Annotated in this window: 9 protein-coding genes; 3 read left to right on the forward strand and 6 right to left on the reverse strand. The window is 63.9% G+C overall.

Annotation, left to right across the window (positions count from 1 at the left end; translation table 11 throughout):
• The first annotated feature begins 34 nt into the window (after positions 1–34).
• On the forward strand, positions 35–502 hold the full coding sequence (locus tag JYP50_RS12825) for an Hsp20 family protein (protein ID WP_206560930.1): 468 nt from the start codon (positions 35–37) through the stop codon (positions 500–502).
• Between the two features lie 185 nt (positions 503–687).
• Here the strand turns inward: JYP50_RS12825 and JYP50_RS12830 are convergent, their stop codons facing one another.
• Complete coding sequence (locus tag JYP50_RS12830; RefSeq protein WP_241263103.1) at positions 688–2475, reverse strand: amidohydrolase; 1788 nt, start codon at positions 2473–2475, stop codon at positions 688–690.
• Between the two features lie 216 nt (positions 2476–2691).
• On the opposite strand from JYP50_RS12830, the gene JYP50_RS12835 reads away from it, so the two are divergent.
• Positions 2692–3870 carry an efflux RND transporter periplasmic adaptor subunit gene (locus tag JYP50_RS12835; protein WP_206560931.1) on the forward strand — a complete coding sequence of 393 codons (1179 nt, stop codon included), beginning with the start codon at positions 2692–2694 and terminating at the stop codon, positions 3868–3870.
• Positions 3871–3895: 25 nt separating this feature from the next.
• On the forward strand, positions 3896–7021 hold the full coding sequence (locus JYP50_RS12840) for an efflux RND transporter permease subunit (protein ID WP_206560932.1): 3126 nt from the start codon (positions 3896–3898) through the stop codon (positions 7019–7021).
• A 148-nt stretch (positions 7022–7169) separates the two neighbouring features.
• Here JYP50_RS12840 and JYP50_RS12845 read toward each other — a convergent pair whose 3' ends face one another.
• The 5 genes from JYP50_RS12845 to JYP50_RS12865 all read right to left on the reverse strand — a co-directional run bounded on the left by JYP50_RS12845 (position 7170) and on the right by JYP50_RS12865 (position 13313).
• Positions 7170–7409 (reverse strand): DUF1244 domain-containing protein, encoded by a 240-nt coding sequence (locus JYP50_RS12845; protein ID WP_206560933.1) that lies wholly within the window; start codon positions 7407–7409, stop codon positions 7170–7172.
• Between the two features lie 23 nt (positions 7410–7432).
• Positions 7433–8569 carry a helix-turn-helix transcriptional regulator gene (locus JYP50_RS12850; protein ID WP_206560934.1) on the reverse strand — a complete coding sequence of 379 codons (1137 nt, stop codon included), beginning with the start codon at positions 8567–8569 and terminating at the stop codon, positions 7433–7435.
• Between the two features lie 298 nt (positions 8570–8867).
• On the reverse strand, positions 8868–9659 hold the full coding sequence (locus JYP50_RS12855; RefSeq protein ID WP_206560935.1) for an SDR family oxidoreductase: 792 nt from the start codon (positions 9657–9659) through the stop codon (positions 8868–8870).
• Positions 9660–9937: 278 nt separating this feature from the next.
• Positions 9938–12154 (reverse strand): TonB-dependent receptor, encoded by a 2217-nt coding sequence (locus tag JYP50_RS12860; protein ID WP_206560936.1) that lies wholly within the window; start codon positions 12152–12154, stop codon positions 9938–9940.
• A 559-nt stretch (positions 12155–12713) separates the two neighbouring features.
• Positions 12714–13313, reverse strand: coding sequence for a TetR/AcrR family transcriptional regulator (locus tag JYP50_RS12865; protein WP_206560937.1), 600 nt, complete (start codon positions 13311–13313; stop codon positions 12714–12716).
• Positions 13314–13503: the final 190 nt, after the last annotated feature.

Here is a 13503-nt window from a genome sequence, read left to right on the forward strand (position 1 = left end):
ATTCAAGCGTGTTGCTTCTTATGGAGGATATGTGATGACCACGATTGATTTTTCACCCCTGTACCGTAACAGTGTCGGCTTCGACCGCATGGCCAGCCTGCTGGACGCCGCTTTCCGCAGCGACGCCGCCGGCTCCGGCTACCCGCCCTACAATATCGAGGCGCTGGACGATTCCCGCTACGCCATCACCCTGGCCGTAGCCGGCTTCGAACGCGGCGACCTGGATATTCACGTCGAGGGCGGCGTGCTGACCGTCAGTGGCCGCAAGGCCGACGAAGGCCAGCGCCAGTATCTCCACCGCGGCATTGCCAACCGGGCTTTCGAACGCAAGTTCAACCTGGCCGAGCATGTGGAAGTGACCGGCGCCGACCTCGACAACGGGCTGCTTACCATCAGCCTGGTGAAGGAAATTCCGGAGGCGATGAAACCCCGGCGCATCAGCATCGGAGGCGAGGCCCTGGAGCACGACAAGGCCGGCGAAGGCCAAAGCCACGCGGCATGACACAGGAGGGGCCCCATCGGGGCCCCTCAATCGCTGCATTGACAGGTCCGTGGTATTGGCCGAATGAATTCGGCCCTACAGGGGGGAGTACCACGCACCGTGTAGGGTCGAATTCATTCGACCAAAACCGGTGGAATAAACGACCAAAACCGGCGGAATGAATTCCGCCCTACAGCCCCCCTGGTTTACTCCGCCCCTTCCCGGTAGACAATTTTGCCATCGACCATGGTCAACAGCACCCGGGCTTTATGGATGGCGTAGGTATCGATCTCAAACAGGTTGTCGCTGAGCACCACCAGGTCGGCCTGCTTGCCCGCCCGCAGTGACCCGATGTCGTGTTCCAGGCGCAGTTGATAGGCCGCGTCCAGCGTGTAGGCGCGGATCGCCTGCGCCAGCGTGATACGTTCCGACACCGGCGGCTGCACGGCAAACCCCGCCTCCCCCGCCGGCTGCCGCGTCATCGCCATTTCGATATTGAACAGCGGGTTGAGACCGTCCAGCCCGATCCAGCTGGCCGGGTAGTCAGTACCCAGGGTGATCCTCGCGCCGCCCTCGGCGATGGAGCGCAGCGGGTAAAAATGCGCCAGCCGCTCCGGCCCCAGGTATTTCTCCGCCACGTCGTCGTACACATACCAGGTGGCGGTGGACTGGGCGATCACGTCCAGTTCGCCGAACCGGGGCACGTCCGCCGGGTCCACCACCTGGATATGGCACATGGCGATGCGGACGCCGGAATCCGGGACTTCCTCGCGCACCGCCTCGGCGAGGTCGAGGCCCATGCGCACCGCCGCGTCGCCGATGGCGTGCAGGTGCAGGTCGATCCCCGCGCGGGCAGCCCGCAACACGGTCTCCCGGGTCCTGTCCGCCGACACCAGTGAGTCGCCGCGGTGCCCCGGGGGCTGCACGTAGGGCTCGAGCATATAGGCGGTCTTGGCCTCCACGGTGCCGTCCAGCGACACCTTGAGCATGCGAATATCCAGGAATTCGGAGTGGAAACGCGCGTTGAGCGCGCGCAGGGTCGGCATGGCCGTGGCCAATGCATCGTCGGTATTGGTGTACAGGGAGCCCACGATCCGCACCGGCAGCTCCCCCTCCTCCACCAGCCGCTCCATCAGCGCGAAGGTGGCCTCGCCGCCATCCACCATCCCGGCGTCAAAGGCCGCGGTAATCCCCATCGAGGACATGGTGTCCAGGAAGGCCCCCGCTCCGCGGGCGATACGCCCGGGGCTGGAGACACCCAGCTTTTCGCTGATCCAGTTGAAGGCCCCGCCCTCGATCAGCCAGCCGGTGGGTCGGCCATCCGGGTAGCGCTTGTAGTAGTGACGGCCCGGCACCGGGTCCGGTGTCCGGGCGTCCAGGCCCACCATGGCCATGGCCTTGCTGTTGATCCAGGCGGTATGAAAGCCCTCGTCGAACAGCATCACCGGGCGGTCGGGCACCACCTGGTCCAGCTGGGCCGCGGTGGGCCCCTGCTCGCCGAACGCCGCGCCCAGGAAACCGTTGCCGATAATCAGGCCCTGTTCCGGGTTGGCCCGGGCGTACTCGGCCACGGTGGCCAGTACTTCCCCGGGGCCCATATCCGGGCTCAGGGAGGCGGCGAACACCCAGGGGAAGGTATCCCCCACATGGATGTGGGTGTCGATAAAGCCCGGCAGCACCAGTTTGCCGCCCAGGTCCAGGCGCTGGGTATCGGCGTCGACGTAGTCCGCCGCGCCCGCCATATCCCCCACGTAAACCAGCCTGTCACCGGCGATGGCCACCGCCTCCGCCCAGGGCTGCTCCGGGTCCAGGGTGTACACCCTGGCATTGTGCAGCAGCCGGTCGGCGCGGGCAGCATCGTCGCGGCCGGCGCCCGCACCGCCGACGGGCTCCGTGGCTGCGGCCAGCAGAGGCGCGGCCAGCAGAGGCGCGGCCAGCATGGCCACCGCCAGGGCGCCGCCGATAAAGGCGCGTACCGTTATGGTTTTTTGCATCCCGCCTGTCTCCCTGATCCATGCGTTCCGGTGGCAATGTCCCAGACTCCCACGGCACTGGGCAATACCCCACCGGGGTAGGCGAGTAGCAGAAAATCACAGTTTGGCTTGAGGGAAACGTGGCACAATGCGTCTAACAGGAAAGTTTCCAGCGCAACCAGTCGCGCCCGGGGCCGCTGTCCCGCCGCGATGGCCGCTGACAGTCAGAGCACACCTATGGGCAAAACAATAATCCGGGTGCTGGCACCCCTTCTCGTGATCGCCGGCGGTGTCGGCGTATCCGTGCTGTTGCACGCCACCAAACCCCAACCCGAAAAATCCGGGGACAAGGCCCGCCCGGTGAGCGTCTACACTGCGCCGGTACAACGCCAGGATGTGGTGCTGGAGGTCTTTACCCAGGGCGAGGTGCGACCGCGTACCGAGCTGGACCTGGTGGCCCAGGTGAGCGGTCGCATTGTCGCCGTATCCCCAGAATTCACCGAAGGCGGGATCATCACTCCCGGCGAGGCGCTGCTGGAGATCGAGGACACCGACTACCGCCTGGCCCTGCGCGAGGCGCAGGCCCGCGTCGCCGAGGCGCGCGTAGCCGTGGAACAGGCCCTGGCCGACGCCGATGTGGCGCGCAAACAGCTGCGCAATGAGCCCAACGCCTCCGACCTGGCCCTGAAAAAACCCCAGGTGGCCCGGGCGCGGGCCCAGCTGGAAGCCGCCGAAGCGGGCCTCGAACAGGCCCGCCTTGACCTGGAGCGCACCCGCATCACCCTGCCCTTCGAGGGCCGCCTGACGGCCACCCGCGCCGACAAGGGCCAGTACATCACCGCCGGCGCGGTGGTGGGGCACGCCTTCGCCTCCGATGTGGTGGAGGTGCGGCTGCCGCTGGCGGACGCCCAACTGGCCTCCCTGGGCCTGCCCATCGGCTATTCGGCGGAAGCGGGCGGGGGCCTGCCGGTCGACTTCAGCGCCCGGGTCGCGGGTACCCAGCAACACTGGCGGGGGCGGTTGACCCGCCTGGACGCCGCCATCGACCCCGCCACCCGCACCCTCTACGGCATGGCGGAACTGCACTCCCCCTACCGCGACAATGTGTCGGACCTGGGCATGCCCATGGCCGTTGGGCTCTATGTCGAAGCCACGATCCAGGGGCGCTCGATGCGAGACGCCCGGCTCATCCCCGCCGAGGCCCTGCGCGCCGGCGATACGGTCTATCTGGTGAGCGAGGCAGGCACCCTGGACATCCGCCAGGTGGACGTGCTCCACCGCAACGGCGAGCGGGCGGTGATCAGCGCCGGCCTGGAAGGCGGGGAGCGGGTGGTCACTTCCGCCATCCGCAATCCGATCCAGGGCATGGCCATCTACAGCATCGACGGCGACGACACCGCCGTCGCCACCAATTGATCGCCGAGGGGACGGGGAGCACCGCATGGAACGCCTGATCGGCTGGTGGATCAACAACCCGGTGGCGGCCAACCTGCTGATGGTGGGCATCCTGCTGTCCGGCTTCCTCGGCTTTCGCGCCATGGAGCGGGAGGCCTTCCCGCAGTTCGTGATCAACCAGGTGCAGGTGGAGATCACCTGGCCTGGCGCCGCCCCCCAGGAGGTGGAGGAACAGGTTGTCATGCGCATCGAGGAATCCCTCAAGGACCTCGACAGCGTGAAGCGGGTAACCGCCACCGCCAGTGAAGGCTACGGCCGGATCGATGTCAGCACCTGGAGCTACGTCGATATCAACGACTTCCTCAACGAGGTGAAAAACCGCGTCGACGCGGTGATCGGCCTGCCACGGGACATCGAGCCGCCGAAGATCAAACGCACCGAGTTCCGCGAGGAAATGATCCGGGTGGCGGTGCACGGCGACGTCAGCGAGCGCGAGCTCACCCGCCTGGCCCAGGACCTGCGCGACGACATGGCCAAGCTGCCCTACATCTCCATCGTCGAACTGTTCGGCACCCGCCGGGAAGAGGTCACGGTGGAGCTGTCGGAGGCCTCCCTGCGCCGCTACGGCCTGAGCTTCGACGAGGTGGCGGCGGCCATTCGCGGCAGTTCGGTCAACCTGTCCTCCGGCCAGGTGCGCACCGCCACCGGCGATGTGCGCCTGCGGGCGCGCAACCTGGCAGATTCCGGGGAGGAGTTCGAGCGCATCGTAATCCGCCAGGCCGCGGACGGCGCCACGGTGACCCTGGGCGATGTGGCGCGGGTGATCGACGGCTTCGAGGAAGAGGAAATCCTCGCCACCATGAACGGCCAGCCGGCGGTGTTGCTGCAGATGCTGTCCACCGACAACATGCAGGTGGTGAAGGCCTCCGACGCGGTCAAGGCCTGGATGGAACAGACCCGCCCCACCCTGCCCCGCGGCGTCGACCTGACCCTGTGGTTCGACACCGCCGACATCTACAAGAGCCGCATGGAGACCATCGGCAAGTCCGCCTACCTGGGCCTGCTTCTGGTATTCGCGGTGCTGATCGTGTCGCTGCGGCCCAAGGTCGCGCTGTGGGTGACCGCGGGTATCGCGGTGGCCTTCATGGGCACCTTTTCCCTGCTGCCGGCCAACGACGTGTCGCTCAACGTGATGTCCACCTTCGCCTTCCTGCTGGTCCTGGGGATCGTGGTGGACGACGCCATCGTGGTGGGCGAGAGCATCCACCAGCACGCCCACCAGTACGGCGGCGGGCCGGCCTCGGCGGTGAGCGGCGCGGCGGCGGTGGCCAAGCCGGTGATCTTCGCGGTGCTGACCACCATGATCGCCTTCGCCCCCTGGTTTTTCCTGGACGTGGAGGGCGGGCACATGACCCGGCAGTTCTCCATCGTCATTACCGTGGCGCTGACCATTTCGCTATTGGAGGCCTTTTTCATCCTGCCCGCCCACCTGCGCCACCTGGAACACCGGGAGCACCTGGGGCGCTGGCGCGCGCGGCAGAAACGGCTGGAAGAGGGCATTGTCAATTTCGCCAACACCCGCTATCGCGCCGTCGTGTCCTGGGCGGCGCGGCGGCGCTACCTCACGGTAGCCGGCTTTGTCGCCGTCTTTATCGTCAGCATCGGCCTGTTCAAGGCGGGTTGGGTCAAGTCCACGTTCTTCCCCGAGGTCGCCAGCGAAGAAATCTATATCAACGTGGTGATGCCCTCCGGGGCGCCCTATGCCCGGGCCCTCGAAGTTCTCGGCACCCTGCAGGACGCGGAAAAGAGGTTGATCGCCGAGGTCAGGCGCGACGCCGAAGCCAGCGGCGGTAGCGGCCAGCTGATCAAGGGCTGGTACACCCGCTCGCGGCGCGACAGCGTGATCGCCATCGTAAAACTGTCGCCGCCGGAGGACCGGGACCTGTCGGCCAAGGAAGCGGCCGCGCGCTTCCAGGCATTGGTGGGCGACATTCCCGAGGCCGAGGAAATCCAGATCAGCTACACCCTCAACGACCAGGGCCCGGCCCTCACCTACCTGCTGCGCCACCGCGATATGGCCACCCTGCGCGAGGCCAGCATTGATCTGCAGGCGCAATTGCGCACCTATGAGGGCGCCTACTACGTCCGCGACAGCCTGCGCGGCGAGTCCGATGAGATCCACCTGCAACTGCGCCCCGGGGCGGAGAAACTGGGCGTGACCCTCGCTGAAGTTTCCAAGCAGGTGCGCCAGGCCTACTACGGCGAGGAAGTGCAGCGCCTGCCGCGGGAGAATGGCGACGTACGGGTGATGCTGAAATACCCGCGCGAGCTGCGCGAGAGCCTGGCCTCGCTGGATCACTTCCGGGTGCGCACCGCCGACGGCCGCGAGCTGCCGCTGCTGTCGGTGGTGGACATCACCGTATCCAGTGGCGTGCAGCGTATCGAGCGGCGCGACGGCCAGCGCACGGTGCAGGTCGCCGCCGACGCCATCCCCGAACTGGCCAGCGACATCAACCGCGACGTGCGCGAACAGTTCCTGCCGGAACTGGAGGCCCGTTATCCCGGCCTCGAAATCCTGCGCGGTGGCCAGCAGGAAGTCGAGCAGGATTTCTTCGACCAGATCATCGCACTCTACCTGGTGGCCATTTTCGTGATGTACACCCTGATCGCGGTGGCCTTCCGCTCCTACGCCCTGCCGCTGCTGGTGATGACCGCGATTCCCTTCGGTTTCATGGGCGCGATCTTCGGCCACCTGCTGTTCGGCGTGCCGCTGGCCCTGTTCTCCTACTTCGGCATCGGCGCCGCCGCCGGCGTGGTGGTCAACGACAACCTGGTACTGGTGGACTACATCGGCCGCCTGCGCCAACAGGGGACGGAGACGCTCAACGCGGTGGTGGAGGCCGGCGTGCACCGCTTCCGCCCCATCCTGCTCACCACCCTCACCACCTTCATCGGCCTGATCCCGATCATGGCCGAGCGCTCCACCGAGGCCCAGTTTCTCAAACCGGCGGTGCTGTCACTGGCCTTCGGGGTCCTGTTCGCGCTGTTCGTCACCCTGCTGATGGTGCCCGCCCTGTACCTGATCGGCGAGGACATGCGCCGCGGGTTTGCCGGCCTGCGGGCGCGCCTTTCCACCACCGGAAACAGCGAAACACCGCCGACAAAGCTGTAAAGACAAGTTCAAACAGCGTTCACGCAGACGTCACTTCCGGGCGGCATGCTTGAGTGGCCGGACAGGGACGTCTGGCCCCACACCGGCGGGATAAGCGGCCAGCAATCGAGGCAATGACGCCGCCGATTGCGCCGGCATGGCGCGGCGGCTATTTCTGGTACTTCGCCTTCCATTCCTCGTAGGGCATGCCGTAGATACGCTGCCGGGCGCTGTCATAGTCGATCGTCTCGCCCTGCTCCTCGGCGGCGGCCATGTACCACTTGGCCAGGCAGTTGCGGCAAAAGCCCGCCAGTTCCATCAGCTCGATGTTCTGCACGTCCTTGCGGCTGTCGAGGTGCGCCAGCAGGCGGCGAAAGGCCGCGGCTTCAATTTTTTCGGGGTCGGACATTGTGGAACCTCCATGGCATCGGTTTACGCGCCCATATGGGCGACGCTGCGTAAAATCAACTGTACCAGCCGCGTCTGCCGCGTCACCCCGGTTTTGGAAAATACCGCGCTGAGGTGCGATTTACCGGTGTTGCGCGAGATGTGCAGGCGCTCACAGGCCTCGTCCAGGGTGGCGCCGTTGGCCAGCTGCAGGGCCAGGTTGGCCTCGGCGCGGGTGAAGCCGAACAGGGTCATCAGCACGTCGTGCTGGGCCTCCCGCGGCTGGGAGGGGTCGGAGACGAAAATCGCCACCGAGGGATTGCGGCTGCCGTCGGGGGCCGCCACCAGGGGCAGGGGCCGCAGCAGGACCCCGGCGCCAGGCTCGCCGCGCTCCCGGCCCAGGCGCAGGGCTTTGATAAAGGCGGGTTCGCCCCGCAGGTGCGCCTGCATCACGTCCTCTAGGCAGGCGCGGAAGGCGCGATTGTCCTCGCGATCCACCAGGCGCAGCTGGCCGTCCTCGGCCTGCATCCACTGCCCCTCACCCAGCAGGCGGTCGGCGGCGCGGTTGCTGTGGCGGATACGGGCGCTCTGATCGAGGATAAACGCGGCCACCGCCATCCGGTCCACCGCGGTGGCGAACAGCGAACGCTCGCTCTCCACCCGCGCGATGCGCGCGTGCAGGCGAATGGTCTGCTGGATGTGTGGCAGCAAGCACTGGCACAGGGCGCGGTCCGCGGCGGAGAAATTGGGTTTTCCCTCCCGCCGCGCGCAGCGCAGGCGCGCGCTGTTGCCGAGGTCGTCACCCAGGTCGGCCCCCATCAGGTGACGGATGCCCGTTGCCTTCACGTACTGCTGGTAATAGTCCGAGGCATAGTAATCCTCGGAGGGCATGAAGGCGTCCACCGTGTACACCTCCCCGGCGGGCAGGTTCACGAAGGGGTCCATGGCGAAGTAGGCCTCGTTGTAGGCGTCGTAGACCTCGGGCGAGAGCACCACCGAGTTGATCACCACCCCGGCGTCGCCCTCGCGCGGGGCGCGCAGGATCAGGGTCACGTAGTCGGCGGACAGGGCCCGGCCCAGCAGGCGCAGGAATTCCTCCCATGGCGAATCCGCTACCGGGCCCCGGGACAGGGCCAGCAGCAGTTCGTTCATGGCGTCGGAAATCGTGTAGTCGCTATCCACCCGGTGTGGTCCGTGTAAATTCCGTCATTGTCCGGGGTGGCGCGGACGGGGTCAATTTGTCCCCCCTGGGGCGAAATTCATCGCGCCGGGTTTCCCGGCGCAGGCCGGTTGAAACCGGCCCTGCAGGGAGGAGCCCCAACCCGTGTAGGGTCGACAGCGGGCCCCTCTTTTTGGGTCATTCATTCGACCACGACCAACGGATGGCCGGTTGAAACCGGCCCTACAGGCCGTCCCGCCAACCCGTGTAGGGTCGAATTCATTCGACCACGCCCGGACGGAAGACCGGTTGAAACCGGCCCTACACGGGCATGTATTCCCCGCCGTTGACGTCCAGGGCGGCACCGGTAACGGCGGCGGCATAATCGGACGCCAGGAACACCGCCGCCTTGGCGCAGTCGCCATCGTCGGGGATGCGGCCCAGGGGGATGTGGCGGCAGACCTCGGCGATCAGCTCCTCCTTCGGCCGGCCGCTGTCCCCCGCCTGCCAGTCGAAATACCCTTCCACCGAGGGCCCCCACATCCAGCCCATGTGCGCGCTGTTGACGCGGATATTGTCGCCGCCGAGTTCCAGCGCCAGGTGTTTGGTGGCGCTGCGCAGGGCCGATTTGGTCGCGCCATAGCCACCCTGGGTGGCCAACGGCTTGTGCTCCACCATGGTGGCGATCATCACGATGGCGCCGCCCCCCGCCTTGCGCAGGTGCGGGATACAGGCCTGGGTGAGCTGCATGGTGCCGAAAAAATTGACTTCCATGCTGGCCCGCCAGCCATCGAGATCGGCCTCGGCGATGGGTTCAAAGGAACCGGGGTTGTAGGCGCTGTTGAACAGTACGTCGATACGGCCGAAGGCCTCCGCGGCGCGGTCGGCGAGGTTGCGGCACTGGGCCGCGTCGGCGATATCCGTGACCACCTTGAGTACCCGGGTGTCGAGACCCAGCTCGCGGATCTCCTGCTCCGCGGTATCGAGCTTGGCCTCGGTACGCGCCGCCAGCACCACCGCGGCGGCGCCCTCCTTCGCGGCCAGGGTGGACAGTTCCTGGCCCAGCCCGGGGCCGATGCCCGATACAATCACGACCTTGTCTTTCAGTAACATCTGCGCTGCTCCCTGATCTGTTATTTGTTTACGGCTTGGTACCGCTCCAGTCTAAGCGGCAGGGAGGAGGCAGGATCACCCAAAAGGGCGAGAAAAGGACGAGAACCAGCCGGAAGACGCGGCTGGTTCAGAGTATTGAATTACCAGGAAGTTAATGCTCGAGCAGGGCTGAAGGCGGACATCCGGAGATGAAAAACCGAGCCCCACGCGATTCGAGCCATTGGGGCACGCCAAAAATGACGTGGCGTACCGATGTACGCCACAATCCCGCCGACCTGCTAGAACCTGTAGTCGACGGAAACGCCGGCAACACGCCCCTTATTCAGAGGTATGAAAGATCCTCCGGTTGGCACACCTGCAAGCACATCGGGAAGGAGCGAATGTGCTCCATAGGTCACTTCGTCGGTCAGGTTTTTCCCGTACAGCGTGACGGTAAAGGCGCCGGTGGAAGATGTGTAGGCAATGCTCGCATTGAACAAGCCCACCTGCGGCAAGAAGGCGTCGTTACTGTCGGTATAGGCCGCGGCATCCCGGAAGCTGTAATTTGTGTTCACGCTCACGGCACCCAAATCTCCGATATCACGGTCGTAGGTCAGGCCCAAAGTGGCCGTCCAGGGCGCCAACCGGGTCAGTTTCAGGCTCTCATCCGCGGCGTCGATTACGCTGTCCGCATTGAGGTCGTAGGCGACGTCATGATATTCGCCATCAAGGTAGCCGATTGTTGCGTTTAGCAGCAGACTGTCGGAGACAAACATCTGGGCTTCCAGTTCGGCACCTTGTATCACAGCATCGGCGGCATTCGTGACGGTCTGCCGCTGGATACCTTTTTCGTCAGGCGCGAATACCGCGCGCTGGAGCCCCTCAATATCGTTATAGAAATAGGCGGCATTAATGCGCAGTTTCCGGTCCAACCAGTCGGACTTCACACCCACTTCATACGCGGTCAGCTCCTCTTCGTCGACGGGCCCCGGGCTGGAATTGGGATCTCCCTGTCTCAGATTGTACCCGCCACTTCGATAGGCCACCGACCAGGAGGCGTAAAGCTGTACGTCCTCACTGGGAAAATACTGGACACCCACGAGCGGAGACACATTGGACCAGTCTTCCTCGCCCTGATCATCTGGTCCCGGGAATGCATAACTGGAGCAACCCGGCTCATAGAAGGGTTCACACGCGCCCCCGGTGGAGTCGAACTGGACCCGGGCATCCTTTTCCTCGTAGGTATAGCGCAGCCCCAGATTCAGGGTCCACTCGTCGCTCAGGGCCAGGTTGTTGTTTACAAAGACCCCGTAGCTGAACTGTTCCTGCTCGCCGCCGCCGCCTTCGAGATAGGCGCCGTTGACGAGAAGGTTGGCCTGTGTGCTGGCAATGTCCTGTTCGAAGTAATAGAGCCCGGCGGTAACCGTCCAGTTGTCATTGACATTACCGGAATACCGGAGCTCGTTGCTGAAGTGCTCCACATCAAGGGAGCCAAAGGTATGGATCGCCGTGTAGATATAGCCATCCAGATCCAGCATCTGGGATTGCTCCACGCTCCGATAGCCAAAAATATTGGTGATCGTGCCGTTGCCCAGGTCAACGTCGAAGTTGGTCTCCAGGGTGGCGGATTGCCACTCGATATCGACAAACCCCGGCTCGTTAATCGCAATATCAAAGCTGTCTTTGTCGAAATTCGCGCTGCCGCCGCGGCCCTGTACAGCGGGGCCATCCGCTTCGGTTTGACCGGCCTCCATGCGCAGCAGAATCTCTACGTTATCGCCCGGGGTCCAACGGACGCTGGGGCGAACAAAGTAGGTCTCGTCCTTGCCGAAATCGTCACCGGAGTAATCGTTCTTGAACCAGCCATCGTCGTCGCGGTAGTACCCCACAAGCCGGGCGGAGAGCTCGCCGTCGATGATTGGAAGGGTCACGCCACCTGCTACCGTCTTGTTCAGGCCTGTTTCGATCGAGGATTTGAAATCGAGCTCAAACTCTTCCCCGGGGCGCCGGGTGTTCACAAGTACGGCACCTCCGGAGACATTGCGCCCGAACAGTGTGCCTTGCGGCCCCCGCAGCACCTCGACCGACTCGAGATCGTAGGTATCCATAACCACGCCTACAGTCGTACCCATGTAGACGCCATCGACAAAAAGGCCCACCGTGGGCTCCACCGAAACGATGGAACTGTTGGAGCCATAACCACGGATTGAAAAATTGGCGACGCCTTTCACGATACCGTTCGAATCGAGGGCGACGTTGGGCATTTTGTAGCTCAAGCCCTCGATATCGCGTATTTGCATGACATCCAGCTGATCACCGCCAAAGGCGGTCATCGCTATGGGAACAGTCTGTACGGATTCCGCGGCGTTTTTCTTGGTCGCGGTCACAACGACCTCTTCCAGCATGACGTTCAGCTTGGATTGCGCCTGGGAGTGAGCCGAGTAGGTTCCAACAGCGGCAGCCACCGCCGCCAGCATCGGAGCCATCGAATACTTCATTGAATTACTGCGGATCATTGAATCACCTCATTGTGATTGTTATCGATTTACCAATCGGACGGCATGGTATTACACGTATCTATACGATTCAACAATGTATCATCTAAATTAACCCAGTTCTCCGACAGCGCAACGGGGTGAGGGCAGTGGCGGCCACGGCGCGCGCGCCAGGAGCTGGAATGAGCCAGGTACGGCAGGGGTATCAAACAATAAACAGCCAGGAACAGAAGTGCTGGACGGAAGCACCAGCGAACGACGGGGCACCGGCCACCGCGACCAGTCGCTACAATGCAGCCGTATGCGCGAACCCCGGTGAATCCCCAGCCAAGAGAGCGGGAATGCCCCACCCTGGCTGTATCGCCGCAAACCCGGCGGCCCGGCAAGCGAGATCCGGCGAGGCCTCAGAATCGCCTAAAAACGCAGGAAGGAGTTTGTGCAGCCGCGTCGCGGCTACAACAGCCGGACCGGCGGGCGAGGGCCCTGCTTAAAATTTCACCTGGAAAAGCCGCGCCAACAATCGCCGGCAGGCTTCGCGCGAGGGCAAAACAGCCCCTTCGCGCTCATCTGGCGGGAACCGTCAACCGGCGGTCGCGCAATCAACGAGGTATTCCAGAAGTCCTTTCTCGTCCAGAGGTTGCTTGCTCAACAGACCACGGTAGATAAGCGGACCAATTATCACGTCCGCCATCCACTCAACATTCGCCTTGGGGCTCAATTCTCCATCCTTTTTCGCTTTCTTCAGAATCTGGATGGTTGTGGAGCGAGAATACTGGACAAGGTCGGCGAGAAGCTCGGCGCAGTGTTCGTCGTGGTGCGATGCCTCAATAAACGAAGGCAGCAAGTTCAACCACTTTGACGACGAAGCCGCTTCGATAAACTGCCCGGTAATGTCCCGTAAATCCGTCCTGAAGTCCCCGGTATCCGGCGACTCGAAGGGCTTGCCGGTGAGACTGGCGAAAGCATCAAACAACAGGTCTTCAATATTGGGCCAATGCCGGTAGATGGTTGACCTGGAGGCACCGCTATCGGCGGATATTTTTTCCACCGTAATCGCGCGATAACCATTATCTATCAATAACTTACGCGTAGAGGCCACAATTGCCGCCCGCGTGCGAAGAATTTGAGGGTCGGTCGTTTCAAATGCGCTCCCCCTCCTTTCCTTTTGTTTTGCCGGCATGGCGATTCTGACCTTTTTCTTGTAAGCGATTGATCGACTTCAATCCAGTCCACGAGCGACGCGCGCGCTGCCAAAGCGTAATGGAATGTCGCGCCGAAGGTCAAACAGTGATATCGAGCCCTGGCAAGTGACGCCGTGCGAAAGCGCTGCCCGATTTTGGCCAGCGCGTCGCAACACCGTCACCTCCGCC

Source organism: Parahaliea mediterranea, from assembly GCF_017255185.1.
Lineage (GTDB): Bacteria > Pseudomonadota > Gammaproteobacteria > Pseudomonadales > Halieaceae > JAFKCZ01.